Source organism: Akkermansia sp. UNK.MGS-1, assembly GCF_000980515.1.
In the GTDB taxonomy this organism is placed as follows: domain Bacteria; phylum Verrucomicrobiota; class Verrucomicrobiia; order Verrucomicrobiales; family Akkermansiaceae; genus Akkermansia; species Akkermansia muciniphila.
Window position 1 is genome coordinate 143126 of record NZ_LBCB01000008.1, and the last position, 17361, is coordinate 160486.

Consider the following 17361-nt stretch of genomic DNA (forward strand, 5'->3'; position numbering starts at 1 on the left):
CTCCAAAAGAGAACGCCCCGACTCATGACACAGCGCAAACACATCCTCTTCATCTGCACCGGCAACACCTGCCGCAGCCCCATGGCGGAAGGCCTGTTCCGGAAACTTTCCGCGCACCATCCGGAATGGCAGGCCGGTTCCGCAGGAACAGCCGCATGGCCCGGGCAGGCAGCCAGTCCGGAAACACTCCACGTCCTCCGGGAGCATGGCGTCAATCTCTCCAGCCATGAAAGCCGCCCTGTTACGGATGAACTGATGAAAAACGCCACAGATGTCTACGCCATGACGGAAAGCCACCTTGCCGCCCTGCTTGCCAATTTCCCCGAACATGCGGACAAGGTCAGGCTGGTCACCTGCTACACGGGCAACCGTGGCATCGCCGACCCCATCGGCTGCGGACAGGCAGCCTACAACAAAGTAGCGCAGCAATTGACAACCGCCATTCAGGCCATCATCTCCCGGATGGAACAACAGGAGTAACTCTTCTTTGACTCCTTCCCCCGTCATGGCTTCCCCTTTCATACGCATTAATCTGTCCTGTCAGGAACTGGAGCTGGAAAAATCCGGAAAAGTCCTGCTCCGATGCCCCGTCTCCAGCGGGAAGGCGGGCGCTGGCCATGAAGAAGGTTCCGGGAAAACTCCCACAGGGCATCTCCGCATCTGCAAAAAAATCGGGGACGGAGAACCGGAGGATACTATTTTCATCTCACGTCTTCCGGCAGGCCGCTATCCCACCGCCATCCCGAAAAATATGGATGAACATTCCGACTTCATTCTGACCCGAATTCTGTGGCTGGACGGATTGGAACCTCACAACGCCAATACCCGGAGCCGCTATATTTATATCCACGGCACCAACGATACGGAACTGCTGGGAACCCCGGCTTCCCATGGCTGCATACGCCTTTCTCCCAGGGACATGCTGGCTCTTTTTGCTCTGTCGGAAGAAGGAATGGACGTGTTCATCCAATGTTAAACCGTTCTTTTTTAGACACAATCTAAAAAAGTTATTCTCGGAAAAGGAAAATAATTGAACAAAGGCCCTTTTGGGATGTATAAAGTATGAAGGTATCGGTATTTGGCTGCCGTCCTCCTGTTCCATAAACATCCACTCATCCCCAATCAATCATGGACGATCCGGTCTTATTATCCCGTCTCCAATTCGCCATCACGATCATGTTCCACTACATCTTCCCGCCGATGACCATCGGTCTGGGGGTGGTTCTGGTCGCCCTGGAAGGCCTCTGGCTGAAAACGAAAAATGACCTCTACCACAAGCAGGCCAAATTCTGGACCAGAATCTTCGGCATTATCTTTGCCCTTGGCGTAGCTTCCGGCATCGTGATGGAATTCCAGTTCGGCACCAACTGGGCGGATTATTCCCGCTGCGTAGGCGACATCTTCGGCAGTCCCCTGGCAGCAGAAGGCATTTTCGCCTTCTTCCTGGAATCAGGCTTCCTGGCCATTCTGCTTTTCGGCTGGGACAAGGTGGGCCCCAAAATGCACTTTCTTTCCTCCTGCATGGTCGCTCTCGGCGCCCATTTCAGCGCCATCTGGATCATTGTGGCCAACTCCTGGATGCAGACGCCCGCCGGATACAAGCTGGTGGAAGTAAACGGAAAAATCCAGGCCCATATCACCAGCTTCTATGACGTGGTCTTCAATCCGTCCACCGTTGACCGCCTGACGCATGCGCTCTCCGGCTGCTGGCTGGCGGGAGCCACGCTCGTCCTCAGCGTCTCCGCCTGGTATATTTTGAAAAAACGTTTTACCGGTGGATCGGAAAAAAGCTTCAAGGTGGCATTGGTCATCGGCCTCATCGGCGTGGCAGGCATGGGCATCACGGGAGATTCCAGCGCACGAGAAGTCTCCATCCACCAGCCCGCCAAATTCGCGGCTATGGAAGGCGTCATGGAATCCGGCGCCCCACAGGACCTCCATCTCATCGGCTGGATGAACCCGTCCACCCATGAAGTGACGGGCATCTCCATCCCATACTTGCTCACCCTCCTGACCCATCATGACCTGGACACGGCCATCACCGGCATGAACGGCATCCCGCAGGACGAACGCCCTCCCATCCTGCCCGTCTTTTACTCCTTCCATCTCATGATCCTGATTGGCTGCGCCCTGGCGGCCCTGTTTCTGGTGGGCCTGTGGGGCTGGAAAAAGGGCTGGCTCTTCCAGAAGCGCTGGCTGCTCTGGTGCTTCGTTTTCTCCGTACTGGGCCCGCAAATAGCCAACCAGGCGGGCTGGGCCGTAGCGGAACTGGGGCGCCAGCCATGGATTGTGTACGGCATCCTGAGAACGGAACACGCCGTATCCCCCACCCTCACCGCGGCGGAAGCCCTTTCCTCCCTGGGTATGTTCTTTATCATTTATGCCCTGTTGCTGGCCCTCTTCCTCTATCAAATCACCCATAAAATCCGCAAAGGTCCGGATCAGGAAACTGACGAAGACGACGGCGCCGGGGAAGGCAAACTCCAGGTTCCTTTTGTCAAAGACTAATCTTCACCCCTCTTTTAAAACCATGTTGGACAATCTCACTCTCGCAGACCTGCAAATCATCTGGTTCATCCTCGTCGGCGTGCTTTTCTCCGGATACGCCATTCTGGACGGTTTTGACCTGGGAACCGGCGCCCTTCAGCTTTTCATCAAGGGCGATGAAAACAGAAGACTCACACTAAATGCCGTGGGCCCCGTATGGGACGGAAACGAAGTCTGGCTCATCACGGGAGGAGGTGCCCTTTTCGCCGCCTTTCCGTACGTGTACGCCTCCGTCTTCTCCGGGTTTTACCTGGCCTTCATGCTCTTGCTCCTTACCCTTATCTTCCGCGCCGTGTCCATTGAATTCAGAAGCAAGCAGCCCATGAAATGGTGGCGCAGGGGATGGGATACCACCTTCTCCATCAGCAGCCTTCTGGCGGCCCTGCTCATCGGCGTAGCCATGGGGAACGTTACCAAAGGCATTCCTCTGGATGAGCAGGGAAACTTCACCGGAACATTCCTCAGCCTGCTGAATCCTTATTCCGTTCTTCTGGGGCTGACGACGGTCGCCCTGTTCTCCATGCACGGGGGAATCTACCTGCTGATGAAAACCCAGGGCAGCCTTCAGGAACAAATCAGGAAACTGCTCAGACCCTGCGTCATCATCTTCACTGTCCTGATCATCCTGCACGGGGCTGCCACCCTGCTGTATGTTCCGCACGTAGCGGCGGCCCTGGAACGTTCCCCCTGGATTTACGGCATCGCCGCCCTGGCGGTCATTTCCATCGCGTCCATCTGGCTCTTCATCCACAGGAACCGTCCGGGCTGGGCCTTCGTCGCCTCCTGCTCCACCATGGGCTGCATGATGGCTCTCTTCGGGACAGCGATGTTCCCCAACCTGCTTTACTCCATGCCCAACCCGGAACACTCCCTGACGCTCGTCAACGGCTCATCCACGCGGGAAAGCCTGGTCGTGATGACATACATAGCCATCATGGGCGTGCCGCTCGTTCTGGCTTATTCCGCCGCCATTTACTGGGTCTTCCGTGGAAAAGTTCAGCTCAACGAACACAGTTATTGACGCCCTGCGGACAAAAATAGCGATCAGAGAACTGAAAACGCCCCGTACCATCCGCTCTGCCGCATGAATGCCTCCATCTTCTCCAAAATCCCTCCGGAGGAAATTACGGCACTCCATCAATCATGGAAAAACGATCCCCTGTCCGTAGATCCTCTCTGGGCGGCCTGGTTCGAGGGCTACGAACTGGGGAGCGGAGAAGCCCCCGGGAAAAAAGAAAACACAGGGACCGATGCGGACACGTCCCTTTACACCGTTCCTCCGGAAAGCGCGGAAGGCCGCGGGCGCATCAGCCAGCTCATCCGGGCCTACCGGGTCATGGGACACCAATGCGCCCGCTTCAATCCGCTGGAGCCGTCGGACCGGCCCCGATTCCCCGTCACCCCGGAGGATATGGGATTCCGAGAAGAGGATCTGGACCAGCCCGTCAACATCGGCACCTTCATGGACGGAGGGACACTCACGCTCCGTGAAATCATCAATCGGCTGCAAAAAATCTATTGTGGAGCCATCGGCTTTGAATACCACCACATAGACAATCTGGAAATCCGCTCCTGGATTGAAGAAAAAATCCAGCTCCGGGCAAACGGCGTGGATTATGGCCCGAAAGTCCGGAGAGAAGCCTTCTTCCATCTCTGCAGGGCGGAACTGTTTGAGGAATTCCTGGGCAAGCGCTTCATGGGGGAAAAACGCTTCTCCCTGGAAGGAGGGGAAGGAGCCATCGTCCTGCTGGACGCCATGATCAAGCGCTGTCCCGCCGCCGGAGTCTCCCACATTGAAATGGGCATGGCCCACCGCGGAAGGCTGAATGTGCTCGCCAACATCCTCCACAAACCGCTGAAAACCATCTTCCACGAATTCACGCCGGACTACCTTCCGGAATCCCCCATCGGCAGGAGCGACGTCAAATACCACCTCGGCTACGCCGCCACGCGCCACGTGGACGGGCATGACCTCCACATCCGCCTCTCCTCCAACCCCAGCCATCTGGAAGCCGTGTATCCCGTGGTGGAAGGCAGAGCCAGGGCCATGCAGCACAACCTGCAAGACGCGGAACGCAAGCATGTGCTGCCGCTCGTCCTGCACGGAGACGCCGCTTTCTCTGGGCAGGGAATCGTGGCGGAAGTGCTCAATCTTTCCCTGCTGAAAGGCTACCGCACGGGCGGCACCGTGCATCTCGTCATCAACAACCAGATCGGCTTCACCACCGGCCCGGACGAAGCCCGCTCCTCCCGCTACGCCACGGACGTGGCCCAGATGCTCCAGTCCCCCATCCTGCATATCAACGGAGAAAGCCCGGAAGACCTGGTATGGGCGGCGGACTTCGCGCTCCAGTTCCGCCAGAAATTCGGAAGGGACATCATTCTGGACATGTACTGTTACCGCCGTCTGGGCCACAATGAAACGGATCAGGCCGCCTTTACCGCACCCATGCAGACCAAGCGGATTGAGGCGCGTCCCACCGCCGCAGCCCTGTACGGAACGGCGCTCAGGGAACGCGGGGAATTGACGGAACAGCAGGAGCGGGACATCCGGAAAGACCTTTGGGAAGGCATGGAACAGGCCTACCTGCAAATGAAGGAAAATCCCGTGGACTACCTCCTGCCCGCCACCGCGCAGGATGCGGATGAAACGCCCATCCCGCGTACCAGCATACGGACGGGAATCAGCCCGGAGTTGTTCCAGCGCATCGGAAATATCCTTACGGAACTGCCGGACGGCTTCACGCTCCACCCCACGCTGGAAAAACGCTTCCTGGCTCGCCGCAGGGAGGCCTTCCGGGAAGGCGGACCGCTGGACTGGGCCATGGCGGAATCCCTGGCCTGGGGCAGCCTGCTCGCGGAAAACCACACCGTGCGCCTGTCCGGCCAGGACTGTCAGCGCGGCACCTTCTCCCAGCGGCACGCCGTCCTGCATGACTTCAATGACGGCTCCCTGTACACTCCTCTGGAAAAGCTGAACCACGGCACTACCGCGTTCCGCATTTACAACTCCTCCCTGTCGGAAGCCTCCGTGCTGGGCTTTGAATACGGCTATGCGCTGGAAAGCCCGGACGCTCTGGTCATGTGGGAGGCCCAGTTCGGGGACTTCGCCAACGGAGCACAGGTTATTGTGGACCAGTTCATTGCGGCCGCGGAGGCCAAATGGCGCCAGAAAAACCGCATGGTGCTGCTGCTGCCCCACGGCTATGAAGGGGCGGGTTCGGAACACTCCAGCGCCCGCATGGAACGCTATCTCCAGCTTTGCGCGGACGACAACATGCAGGTCATCAACCCCACCACCCCGGCCCAATACTTCCACGCCCTGCGCCGCCAGGTGCACCGAAATCTGCACAAGCCCCTGATCGTCTTTACGCCCAAAAGCCTGCTCTCCCGTCCGGATGCCGTCTCCCCGCACCGGGAATTTCTGGCCCCCTCCCGTTTCCGCGAAGTACTGCCGGACCCGGACGCTCCCGCGCCGGATCAGGTGACGCGCGCCGTCTTCTGCACCGGGAAAGTTTATTATGACCTGGCCGCCTGCCGGAAGGAACGGAATATTGCAGACACGGTAATCATCCGTCTGGAACAAATCTATCCTCTGGCCCGGGAACAGCTCACCTTCCTGCTGGCACCCTACCAGAAAGTGCGCGACTTCGTCTGGTGCCAGGAGGAACCCTCCAACATGGGGGCCTGGGGCCACCTGCGGAACAGGCTGGGGCACCTCTTCGCCACCTCCTTCCGCTATGCGGGACGGCCGCCCATGGCCTGCCCTGCGGAAGGAGCCAAGGCCCTGCACGCCGCCGCGCAAAAAAGACTTCTCGCCGCTGCCTTCGGGCCGCGGACGCAATCCTGAACCCATCTTCCTCCCATGAGCGACATCCTGACTCCCAACTTTGGAGAATCCGTCACCTCCGCCACCGTAGCCGCGTGGCACAAGAACGCCGGCGATCCGGTAGCCAAAGGCGATACGCTGGTGACGCTGGAAACGGACAAGGTTTCCACGGATTTGGAGGCGGAAGAAAGCGGCGTACTGGAAATCCTCGTTCCGGAAGGGGAAGAAGCCCTTATCGGCGCAGTTCTTGGCCGCATTTCTTCCGCTGACAGAACCGCAGCCGCACCGGAAAGGGAAACTCTGCTCATACCGCTTGAGCCGAAAAAAACGACCTCGCCGGAAACACGGAAGTCCCCCGTTTCCGCGCCTTCCGCCCCAGCTGCGGAATTTCCGGGACAAAAGCCACACGGGAAAGTCCCCCTCCCGGAACAGGTTCCTGCCGGAGAGGACAGGGAGGTAGAAAAGGAAATTGCTCTGCGCTTCATCAGAAAACCCATGAGTCCGCTGCGCCGCACCATCGCGGCCCGGCTGGTGGAGGCCCAGCACCAGGCGGCCATCCTCACCACGTTCAACGAATGCGACATGTCCTCCGTGATGGAACTCCGCAAACAATTCCATGCAGAATTCCGAGAACGGCACGGAACCAAGCTTGGTTTCATGAGCTTCTTTATCAAGGCAGTAGTCAAGGCCTTGCAGGAAATGCCCCAGGTCAACGCCAGAATTGACGGCGCGGACATCGTGGAAAACCTGTACTATGACATCTCTGTAGCCATTGGCACGGACAAGGGTCTCGTCGTCCCCGTGCTGCGGGACTGTGACCGGAAAACGTTTCCGGAGCTGGAACAGGAACTCGCCGTCCTGACGGAAAAAGCACGTAGCGGAAACCTGTCCATGCAGGACCTGCAAGGCGGATGCTTTACCATTTCCAACGGCGGCACGTATGGATCGCTTCTTTCCACCCCGATTCTGAACCCTCCCCAAAGCGGCATTCTGGGCATGCACGCCATTCAGGAACGCCCCGTGGTCCGGGACGGTCAAATCGTCGTCCGGCCCATGATGTACCTGGCCCTTTCCTACGACCACCGCCTGGTGGACGGCAAGCAGGCCGTGCAATTTCTCATTACGGTAAAAAATGCCGTGGAAAACCCGGTGTTCGAATTATGAGGCTTCGCAGGAAAAAAGGCCAAATAACAAAATGTTTTTTCATTTTCCGAGTGCTCAGGAAATGAATCCCTCTGGTTCATTCACTGAGTAGGAACATCCCGGAAGAATTTTCCACTACTGTAAAAAACCTAGGATCAGGAAATCCTTTCTTCCCAAAAATCGGAACCCAAGGTTCGCTCCTCTGCAAAAAAATACTAAATATCAGAAAATTACAAAACAACACCCAATTTTTCACCCAAAATCGCAAAGTTGGGTGTTTTTTTATGTATTCTTAACGGAATCAGCGAGGCAAAAAAGAAACGACGTTAACTTTTCGGCGCCCTCACAGCTCTGCGCCAAGCGTATCTTCTATTTTCTCATCAGTCATTACTTTTTTTCCTTTGCTCAGCCTCCATATACAGGTTTGGTTCGGGCATATATACAGCCCGAACCAAACCAAACTATAGTAGAGGGATGTTCCTCCGGGTCAGAGTGAGCGGAGCATTTTGTCGATGCACTTTTTCTTTTGCTCTGCCCCGGGGTGAACGTAGAGGTTAAGGGTTGTGGAGATGTCGGCATGACCGAGAATGACGCTGACGGTCTTGTAGTCGCAGTTGCTTTCGATGCAGCGTGTGGCGAAGCTGTGGCGCAGCCCGTGGAATTTCAACGGAGGTATGCCGAGCCGTTTCATCAGCTTCATGTAGTAGTTGCGGTATGTACGCGGCTCAATGGGCTGAGGCTCGTTGCTTATGACGTAGTAGTCGCCGTTGACCACCTTCTTCAATGGGCGTATCATCGTCATCAGGGGCTTATTGAGTGGTATTTCGCGGGCAGAGTTGGCGGTCTTTGGAGTGTTGACCACAATCTGAGTGTGTTTGGTGCCGTCATCTTCAAGGATGTATATTCTCTCCACCGTGCGTTGCACCGTCAGCATGGAGCGTTCTACGTCGAGGTCGCTCCATTTCAATCCGCATACCTCGCCGATGCGAAGCCCGGTAGTAAGGCAGATGTATATGCCGAGGTTGCGGAATGTGAAGTTCTGACTGATGTAGTCCAGAATCTTGCGATGGTTTGTTGCCGTCAGGACATCTATGCCCTGCTTTTCGGGAGCGGTCGGATATTTGATGTCCCACTCGAAATGCTGGAGATAGCCGTGTTTTTCTCCGAAGCGGACTATCATCTTCAGGACTATGAGTATGTCCTTGACATACTTTTGGCTCAGACCGGCATTAAGGCGGTCGATTACAAACGACTGCACATCCGCTTCGGTCACGGCATAAAGATTGCCGAACGTCGGGAAGATTTGGTTTTCTACGATGAGCGCGTAGGCTGAGTATGTGGATTGCTTCACATACTGTCGCTTGTCCTTTTTCCAAAGGACAGCGAGGTCTTTGATGTTGATTTTTTCTTTATCCATATTCGTTGAAATGAATTGATTAGGATAATTAAAGAAAATATCGCGTCAATTCGCCCGCTTCCACATCCGCTCCCGCCCTGCGCTTCCCCGGCTTCACTGAACCGTGGCAGAAATGTCGGTTGGGTGACTATATACGTATTTTCAGCGGAGAAAGCCCTAATCGTATTAATTCAGAATATGATAAAATACCATATTACAAGGTTGAACAACTCAATTGGTGTGAGAAGTATTTAGGAGAAACTCCATATTTGAGCCAACGGGGAAAGAATATTTTACCAGAAGGCTGTGTCGTTTTCTCTAAAAGAGGCGCAGCAATCCTAACCAATAAGGTCAGAATGAATCTATTCCCCATTAATATTGATACAAATTTGATGGGAATTAAAGCAGATAATTCGTTTATATTAGATCAATATTTGTTTTATTTCATTCTCCGAGCAAGATTAAACCGAATAGCGGATACCTCGACCATTCCTCAAATAAACAATATTCATATTAATCCCATTACTATATATGTTCCATCTTTGGCAGAGCAGGAAATCATTACAAAATTCCTTGCATTGCTTGACGAGCGCATTGCGACCCAAAGGAGACTGATTGAGGATTTAGAAAAATTAATGTCCTCAATAAATGAAACACTGTATGCGACGTTGACCATAAATTACAAGACCTCGTTTAATGAAATTGGCTGTGATTATGGCGGGTTGACAGGGAAATCTGCCGAAGATTTTGGAAAAGGAAAACCTTTCATCACATATCTGAATGTATATCAGAATCAAATAATAACCGGTTATAATTTTGATTATGTAGAGATTAGAGACAGGGAAAATCAGAACAAAGTACGAAAAGGCGATTTACTTTTTACTCTGTCATCGGAAACCCCTGAAGAAGCCGGCTATTCTGCTGTGTATATGGGAGATGCCAAAGAATTATATTTGAATAGCTTTTGTTTTGGAATACATATCCCAGAATCCGAGATGGTATATCCTCCTTATATGGGATACCTCACTTCAACATCGTATTTTCGCAGAAAAATAATTCCTTATGCACAAGGTAGCACCCGTTTTAATTTACATAAGCCATCGTTGATGAGCATGAAATTCTCTCTACCAGCAAAAGAAAATCAAATAAAGATTTTCAACACGCTCCAATTGATTGCCAAAAAAATATCCACTGAACAAGAAATACTCAGCAACTTCACTCAACAAAGAAATTATCTACTTACAAAATTGTTTATATGAACAGATTGCTAAGAAGATAAGCTCGTTGTTGTTCGTATCTATTCAGAATCGAGGCTTCAACATTTAGCTTATCACTGAGCATGGAGAGAGATTTTACTATTTCGGCTTGTTTGTTCTTGTGGTGAATAGAAATATTCATATCCAAAAACTCTTCAACATTTATAGAACGACCGTCTCGGATGCCATATGTGACGAGAACCAACGACTTTATAAACTTTGAGCTGTTGAAATATTCCTTCAGATAACCATACTCCAATCTCTTATTTGGTCGGAGTATTGTATAGGCTGGGCTGCAAATACCTTCGACTTCGGCAAAGGCAAGCCCACCCTGAAAGCTACGAAGATGTAAAACATAATCTCCGGGATGGACTCGCTTATACATCTTTACAGACTTGGCTTCTGCCTTTATATCAATATCAAGGCTATCCCTCTCAATCATTCCAAACTCTTGACTGGCTGACAATATCCTATAATCAGCTTTGCCGTCATTACGTTGTGTTGAGATTTCCAATATATCACGGAACTTAACGACTTCACCATCTACGTCTGAGAATATTCTGTCAACAATTGAGGACATTGATTGAAATATATCCCCAATTTATGTCACACGAACATCTTGGATAGCAAATATTCTCGCTGTTCTGTGTAATGAGTCAATACGGACTTTTCAAGAACAATCTTGTTTGTAATTGTATCCAAGCATTTTGCGAGGGCTGAGGCCTCGCTCTCATTTGATGGCAGGGGGACACTATTTGCTAAAAATCCGCTGTTTGTGATGTTGATTGTGTTTTTCGCGCCTTTCTGAATTATTGGATGAAGATAATTGAAAGTATTCACCTCACTCTCAAAGTAATATCCCAATAACATGCCTATCCAGTCTTGTTTAGGGACGAATACGCCATATAAAGGAGAAATGGCAGCCGGTTCTTTTTGAGTATCACGTTTGACTATGCCATATGGAAAACTTCCGGTCGGGCTTTTGGTATATATAATATCCCCATAGCGGGCAACATTATACTGTCTCGTTTCCTTGGCCGCAAACGAGCGACCGAGATATTCTATTTGATTTACAACTCCCTCAGAAACCGATACCGAGCAAACATCATATCCATCAGAGTTCCTTTCGCCTCGCTCGGTCAGAATGTCGTTTAACGTGGTAAACTTCCATGACTTCTTGGATAACCCTCTTTTTATTGCATCTTGCAGTATAGCTCTACGCAGAGATATAAAATCCTCAATCAGTCTCCTTTGGGTCGCAATGCGCTCGTCAAGTAATGAGAGTAAAGCTGTGATTTTACATTGTTCTTCTTTTGTTGGATAGCTGACTGGAAGTTGGAGGAACAAATCATCCTTTATACTCACTCTGTCGTGTCTAACTCCACTATCCCCATTTTCATAAATAAACCTATGCCAAGAACGTCCTTTGAAAAACATTCTAAGATATGTCGGTTCAATCCCAGAGACCTGAAAGCATAGATATAGTGGCGAAATAATCCCAATTTCTTGACCTTCATATATATTTACTGGTCCGAAAGGTGCGGTAACTGACTTCCGGGGATTATATACAAAATCTCCATGTTCAATCACATAATAACCATCCGTATTTTCTCGATTTGCAATATCTCGATCAAAATAATCACTTTGTGGTATCACTCCTAAGTTTGCGGAATTGCTTAGTATATTAGATATACTATTGTCCTTATTCTTTCTTGTGATTTTTTTCGCAAAATGATTTAGAGGAGATTTTTGCCACGGTTCAGTGAAGCCGGGGAAGCGCAGGGCGGGAGCGGATGTGGAAGCGGGCGAATTGGAGTTTTTGTTGTTTTCAGTGTCAGCCATCTGGATTTTCAATCTTTACGGTTCTACATTAAGGATTCTTACTCCACAATTCCGAGTTCACGGAGATATACCTCGATTTGCGCGTCAAGTTCGGAACGTTTCGCTTCAAGCTCTTTGATATCCGCCATTACTGCCTTGATGTCGATTTCTTCCTCTTCCTCGAATGTATCTACATAGCGGGGAATGTTGAGATTGTAATCGTTGTCGGCTATCTCCTGAAGCGGTGCCAGATGGCTGTATTTTTCGATTTCAGTACGATTGCGGTAAGTATCTACAATCTTCTGTATGTGTTCGGGACGCAGCTTGTTTTGCGTCTTAACTTTCTCAAACTCCCGGCTCGCATCTATAAAAAGAATGGAATCATCCTCTTTGCGGCATTTCTTGGCTACGATGATGCAGGTGGGTATTCCTGTGCCGTAGAAGATATTTGGGGGCAAACCGATAATAGCGTCAATGTAGTTCTTGTTCTCGATGAGATAACGGCGTATCTTTCCCTCGGCGTTGCCACGGAACAAGACCCCGTGGGGGGCTACACAGGCGAGTGTGCCACCATCATTGAGGTGATGGATCATGTGCAGGATGAAAGCATAGTCAGCTTTCGATTTAGGAGCCAATGCACCCGCCTTGCTGAAACGGTCGTCGGAGTTGAATTTCTCCGCCGCACTCCATTGAGCCGAGAAAGGAGGATTTGCAACTACGGCATCAAACTCCCTGTCGGGGAAGGCATCCGCTTCGAGTGTGTCGCCGTTCTCTATGGTGAAATCTTTGTACTTGACACCATGAAGCAGCATATTCATTCGGGCAAGGTTGAACGTGGTGGGATTCTTTTCCTGTCCATAAATGGTATCGGCATTGCCGTTGCGGGCTGTCCGCAGAAGAAGGGAGCCGGAACCGCAAGTAGGGTCATATACATCGCGCAGACGTGTCTTTCCGGTGGTTACTACCTCGGCGAGAATCTGACTGACTTCCTGCGGAGTGTAAAACTCACCGGCCTTTTTGCCGGCACCGGCGGCAAACTGACCTATCATATACTCGTAGGCATCGCCGAGAATGTCGATCTCGGAAGCCTCGTTAAGTCCGAAGTCTATGCCGTTGAGAGCGACAAGCACGTTGGATATGAGCGTATTTTTATCATCGGCAGACTTTCCCAACTTAGGTGATGCGAGGTCAATGTCGGAGAAAAGACCTCCGAAGTCCTCGTTGCTGTCCTGTCCGACCGTGCTGTCCTCAATTTTCTTCAGCGAGCGTTCAAGCTGTGGCAGGATATTCTCTTCGCGGTCAATCGCCTCAATTATGCTCGAAAAAAGAAATTCCGGTTCGAGGAAGTATCCGAGGTTGCTCAGACACTCATCTTTTATGTCGGCTTTTAGCTCGGCATCGTCGCTTGCCCACGCCTCCTTGAATGTAACACCGTCCTCCGACAATATGTCATCGGCATACATCTCTATCTTCTCTGACAAGTATTTGTAGAATATGAATCCGAGGGTGAAGTACATAAAATCGCTCGCCGACATATTGCCGCGAAGGTTGTTGGCCACAGTCCAAAGTTGACTGCGAAGCTGCTGTTGAAGTTCCTCGCTCATTGTTTTAATTTCTTTGAAATTAAAGGGTTAATGGTTAGGGGGTAGTTTTTCGGTGAAGGATTTAGCTAATGCCGATAGTTGGCGGGAGAGGGCATGGAAGCGAGGCTTAATGTCATGCAGTTCCGCTGCAGTGATATAGCTTAGGTCGGAGGCTATCTCTAACTGGCAATATGCTTCCATCAAAGAGCCATATGCAATTTCGATGAAATGAATTTTCTCTTTGACAGAACGGTGGCCGCTGCCTTCCGCGATATTCGATGGCACAGAAACGATGGATCTTTGCAGTTGCTGACACAACGCAAACGCCTCTGTGCGCGGAAACTTTGAAGAAAGCCGGTAAACTACCACAACGAGTTGCCTTGCATCCTGATAAACTCTCAGATTCTCAAAAGAAAAACAATTCTCTTCCATAATCTGTAACCTTTAAACATCTATTCCCAATTATATATTTCTATGATTTTACGGAGTTTTTGAATGATGCGGTTGAAAACGCCACGGCGTTGTTTCAGACCGAGTTTCTTTTTCTTGATGGCATCCTGAAGTATCTCGTCTTTCTCACGGTGGAGATAGTCGTATTCCTCCATGAATTTATGAAGTGCCGTCCGGTCGATTTCTTCCTCCTTGGCAAGTTGCTCGACGGCGCGGTCTTTTGCCTTGCGTACATATTCTACCAATCGGGATTCAAGATCTATGGTGCCGTCAGCCTTAGACCGTCGGAATTCATCCTGATTGGCATCGACATTCTCGCTGATGAAACCGTCGATAAGCTCAGCCTTGCTGCGCATCTCGGCATCACGAATCATCGTGTTAAGAATCTCCCGGCGTTTTTCCGAGTAGTCATCGCTTGACGGGTCAAGGTCGTGAATCAACGCGAGAATGTATGCCACGTTGATGACATCGCTGTGGAGCAGTTCGAGGCAGAAGTCAATATCTTCAAGTGTTGTCTGGGCTTCGTCATCATAAGCGGCGGCAGGTTCTGCAGCTACTTTGGCCGGGGACGCTCCAAAGTTCTGGGCAATGTCAAGATACTTGCTGCGAAAATCCTGAAACTCCTGCTCTGTCATTATGAACGATATATCCGAAGGTGAATATTCCTCATAAATCTGCATTTCAGCGTGTTTCTTGATTATATCGCGGAAGGCGAGGACAAAAGCAACCTTGTCGTTCTCGCTTTCGAGATTGTCTATCTCGTCCACATTCGGATATTTCGACAGGAACTGCTCCGTCTTTTCAATGTATTCACGTTTGACATCTTTGAACGGCGGTCGCACTATATCCTCAATAGGATTATTGTCGGAGAACAGCTTTATAGACGCATCCACGTTGCTTTTGAGGTCGCGGAAGCAGATTACCTTGCCAAATCTCTTTTTCTCGTTCAACACACGATTTGTGCGGCTGAAAGCCTGTAACAGCCCATGGTATTCAAGATTTTTATCGACATAAAGAGTGTTGAGCTTCTTAGCATCGAAACCTGTAAGGAACATCCCGACGACAAGCAACAAGTCCAAAGGCTTCATCTTCGGGTCTTTCTTCTTCATCCTCTTGTTGATATCATCATAATAGAGTCCGAAGTTTTCTACCGAGTGGGATGTGCCGAAGTTTTTGTTGTAGTCATTTATGATTTCCTGCATCTCATCGGCAGCGACTTTCAAATTTGCGAACCCCCGGTTCATGCCGGTGGCTTCATCATCCTGACTGCCGTTTGCTGCGTATGTAAATATCGCACCGATTTTGATATCGGGATTTAATTCCTTAAAAATTTTGTAGTAACGCAAAAGCATCGGCACTGACTGAACCGCAAACAAAGCGTTGTATTCGCCATCAAAAGTGGATTTATTGAAGTTGTTAAGGATAAACCTTGCAACTTCACGCATACGGCTCTCGCTTTCAAGGTCAAGTTCTGCGTTTCCGGTGTAATATTCAACAAGAAAGCCTAATACATTGTCATCGGCAATAGCATCTTTAATCAGATACTTATGCAGGCAGTTGCCGAAGATTTCTTTGGTTGTACGGTCATTTTTCGAGTTCTCGACGAATATCGGCGTGCCTGTGAAGCCGAATATTTGAAGATTTTTGAAAAAATTCACAATATTTTTGTGACTTTCACCGAAATGGCTTCGGTGGCACTCATCAAAAATCATCACGACCTTTTTATTGCGCACATCCTGAATATGTCTGTTGTAATAGTCTTTTGTGACTGCGCAATTCAGCTTTTGAATTGTGGTGATTATGATTTTTGCATCGCTGTCGAGACGGCGGATAAGCTCCTTGGTATTGTCCGTGCCATCAACGGCTCCCGGTTCAAAGGCTTCATATTCAGCCTGTGTCTGAGTGTCGAGGTCGTGACGGTCAACGACAAAAAGCACCTTGTCTATTTCATCGACCTCCGAAACGAGTTGTGCCGCCTTAAATGATGTTAAAGTCTTTCCCGCGCCGGTTGTGTGCCAGATATACCCGTTGTCGTTGCTGTTGACAACCCGGTCAAGAATCTCCTCTACGGCGTAGTATTGATATGGACGCAGAACCATGAGGCATTTATCACCCTCATGTAGCACGATATATTTACTGATGATTTTGCCAAGTGTACACGGGTCGAAGAATTCAGCGGCGAAAAGGCTGAGTTGATTGAACGGATTGTTTCTCCTGTCAGTCCAATTAAACGTGAACTTATAACCGCTATTGGGGTTATTGGCGAAATAGCGGGTATTCACGCCGTTGGAAATCACAAAAATCTGAATATAGTTGAATAGACCGTGGAACGATGTCTTGTGATAGCGTTGAACCTGATTATATGCCTGTTTCAGTTCCACACCCCGTTTCTTCAACTCAATCTGCACCAGAGGCAGGCCGTTGATCAGTATGGTAACATCATAGCGACACTGACGGCGACCTTCTACCGTAATCTGATTGGAAACTTGAAATTCATTCTGACACCATTTGTGACGGTTGAGAAATTCAAGCCATACACGCTGTCCATTGTTAAGCTCCAATGGCAACAAATCCCGCAATTTCTTGGCTTTCTCAAACGTAGTGCCGCCTTCAAGATAGAGCATGACCTTATTGAACTCATTATCTGTAAGCTCCGTTCTGCCATGCGACGCAAGCTCCTTGGCATTATGTTTTTCCAACTGTCGTTTGAAATTGGATATAAGGTTGGTTTCCTCATTGATTTCAACGTATTCATACGCCATATCAGTGAGGGTTTTTATCAAGCCTTTTTCCAGTGCATCTTCGCTTTGAGTAAGTGGCATCTAAAAATAATAAAACTCCGGGCAGTTTTCTGAAGGCTGACCGAGCCTGTAACGACTGCTTAGGAGCTTTGGAGTTTGTTTGGTTTTGTGGAATCGTTTCCGTTATGCTTTAACCGTTTCAGTCATCTTCAGAATCTTAAGGTTACTATATTGCAAGATTAGCGATTTTTTCTGACATGGCAATCGAAATATGTTGAGAAACATATGACTATAAACGAGAGGCTAATGAAAACATAGAATGCCACCGGCAACGATGGAGTGTTTTCGGTGGCATTGGTCGGGATTAAGGGGTGGTGGGATAATAGTACGAGAAGGTGGTGTCGGCTTGTGAACGCTGCTCATGGCGGCGAATTAAAGATTTGATGATGTCCGTTTCATGGCGGGAGTGTTTCACATGGGACAAATGACCCTTACGGGCATTTATGGTTGGTCACACTATCAGCCACCATGTGTCAGCGGTGTACTTTTCCTTATTGTGTTTCTCCCGCATGACGTAGCCGACAATATCGCCGAC

General features: G+C 50.1%; 13 protein-coding genes. 7 read left to right on the top strand and 6 right to left on the bottom strand.

Annotated elements, in window-relative coordinates; translation table 11 throughout:
- The 6 genes from WW58_RS04290 to sucB all read left to right on the top strand — a co-directional run.
- Positions 1-480, top strand: a 480-nt coding sequence (locus WW58_RS04290; RefSeq protein ID WP_288143405.1) for a low molecular weight protein arginine phosphatase, incomplete at its 5' end; no start/stop codon positions are given.
- A 25-nt stretch (positions 481-505) separates the two neighbouring features.
- On the top strand, positions 506-976 hold the full coding sequence (locus tag WW58_RS04295; protein ID WP_046435834.1) for a L,D-transpeptidase: 471 nt from the start codon (positions 506-508) through the stop codon (positions 974-976).
- Between the two features lie 152 nt (positions 977-1128).
- Positions 1129-2508, top strand: coding sequence for a cytochrome ubiquinol oxidase subunit I (locus tag WW58_RS04300; RefSeq protein WP_046435670.1), 1380 nt, complete (start codon positions 1129-1131; stop codon positions 2506-2508).
- 22 nt (positions 2509-2530) lie between these two features.
- A complete protein-coding gene (gene cydB, locus WW58_RS04305; protein WP_022198840.1) occupies positions 2531-3568 on the top strand; it encodes a cytochrome d ubiquinol oxidase subunit II in 1038 nt (345 codons plus the stop codon).
- A 63-nt stretch (positions 3569-3631) separates the two neighbouring features.
- Complete coding sequence (locus WW58_RS04310) at positions 3632-6397, top strand: 2-oxoglutarate dehydrogenase E1 component (RefSeq protein ID WP_046435672.1); 2766 nt, start codon at positions 3632-3634, stop codon at positions 6395-6397.
- Positions 6398-6412: 15 nt separating this feature from the next.
- A complete protein-coding gene (sucB, locus tag WW58_RS04315) occupies positions 6413-7540 on the top strand; it encodes a dihydrolipoyllysine-residue succinyltransferase (protein WP_046435674.1) in 1128 nt (375 codons plus the stop codon).
- 466 nt (positions 7541-8006) lie between these two features.
- Here sucB and WW58_RS04320 read toward each other — a convergent pair whose 3' ends face one another.
- A complete protein-coding gene (locus tag WW58_RS04320; protein WP_046435676.1) occupies positions 8007-8936 on the bottom strand; it encodes a tyrosine-type recombinase/integrase in 930 nt (309 codons plus the stop codon).
- A gap of 77 nt (positions 8937-9013) precedes the next feature.
- Between WW58_RS04320 and WW58_RS12955 the strand changes: the two genes are divergently transcribed.
- Positions 9014-10174 (top strand): restriction endonuclease subunit S, encoded by a 1161-nt coding sequence (locus WW58_RS12955; protein ID WP_257229021.1) that lies wholly within the window; start codon positions 9014-9016, stop codon positions 10172-10174.
- On the opposite strand, the gene WW58_RS04330 is transcribed toward WW58_RS12955, so the two are convergent.
- The 5 genes from WW58_RS04330 to WW58_RS04350 are packed head-to-tail and all read right to left on the bottom strand — an operon-like array spanning position 10167 to position 16847.
- Positions 10167-10751 (bottom strand): hypothetical protein, encoded by a 585-nt coding sequence (locus WW58_RS04330; protein ID WP_215836761.1) that lies wholly within the window; start codon positions 10749-10751, stop codon positions 10167-10169. The two genes, WW58_RS12955 and WW58_RS04330, sit on opposite strands and share 8 nt — an antisense overlap.
- A 26-nt stretch (positions 10752-10777) precedes the next feature.
- Positions 10778-12013, bottom strand: a complete 1236-nt coding sequence (locus tag WW58_RS12960; RefSeq protein WP_146023919.1) for a restriction endonuclease subunit S — start codon at positions 12011-12013, stop codon at positions 10778-10780.
- Between the two features lie 38 nt (positions 12014-12051).
- Positions 12052-13596 (bottom strand): type I restriction-modification system subunit M, encoded by a 1545-nt coding sequence (locus WW58_RS04340; protein WP_046435678.1) that lies wholly within the window; start codon positions 13594-13596, stop codon positions 12052-12054.
- Between the two features lie 27 nt (positions 13597-13623).
- Positions 13624-14007 (bottom strand): four helix bundle protein, encoded by a 384-nt coding sequence (locus WW58_RS04345; protein ID WP_046435680.1) that lies wholly within the window; start codon positions 14005-14007, stop codon positions 13624-13626.
- Between the two features lie 20 nt (positions 14008-14027).
- Positions 14028-16847, bottom strand: a complete 2820-nt coding sequence (locus tag WW58_RS04350; RefSeq protein ID WP_046435682.1) for a type I restriction endonuclease subunit R — start codon at positions 16845-16847, stop codon at positions 14028-14030.
- Positions 16848-17361 lie beyond the last annotated feature (514 nt).

Bases quoted from the DNA above. Each gene is read 5' to 3' on its own strand.
- WW58_RS04330 (WP_215836761.1), bottom strand. From the start codon at position 10,751: ATGTCCTCAATTGTTGACAGAATATTCTCAGACGTAGATGGTGAAGTC.
- WW58_RS04350 (WP_046435682.1), bottom strand. From the start codon at position 16,847: ATGCCACTTACTCAAAGCGAAGATGCACTGGAAAAAGGCTTGATAAAA.
- WW58_RS04345 (WP_046435680.1), bottom strand. From the start codon at position 14,007: ATGGAAGAGAATTGTTTTTCTTTTGAGAATCTGAGAGTTTATCAGGAT.
- WW58_RS04295 (WP_046435834.1), top strand. From the start codon at position 506: ATGGCTTCCCCTTTCATACGCATTAATCTGTCCTGTCAGGAACTGGAG.
- WW58_RS04300 (WP_046435670.1), top strand. From the start codon at position 1,129: ATGGACGATCCGGTCTTATTATCCCGTCTCCAATTCGCCATCACGATC.
- WW58_RS04320 (WP_046435676.1), bottom strand. From the start codon at position 8,936: ATGGATAAAGAAAAAATCAACATCAAAGACCTCGCTGTCCTTTGGAAA.
- WW58_RS12960 (WP_146023919.1), bottom strand. From the start codon at position 12,013: ATGGCTGACACTGAAAACAACAAAAACTCCAATTCGCCCGCTTCCACA.
- cydB (WP_022198840.1), top strand. From the start codon at position 2,531: ATGTTGGACAATCTCACTCTCGCAGACCTGCAAATCATCTGGTTCATC.
- WW58_RS04340 (WP_046435678.1), bottom strand. From the start codon at position 13,596: ATGAGCGAGGAACTTCAACAGCAGCTTCGCAGTCAACTTTGGACTGTG.
- sucB (WP_046435674.1), top strand. From the start codon at position 6,413: ATGAGCGACATCCTGACTCCCAACTTTGGAGAATCCGTCACCTCCGCC.
- WW58_RS04310 (WP_046435672.1), top strand. From the start codon at position 3,632: ATGAATGCCTCCATCTTCTCCAAAATCCCTCCGGAGGAAATTACGGCA.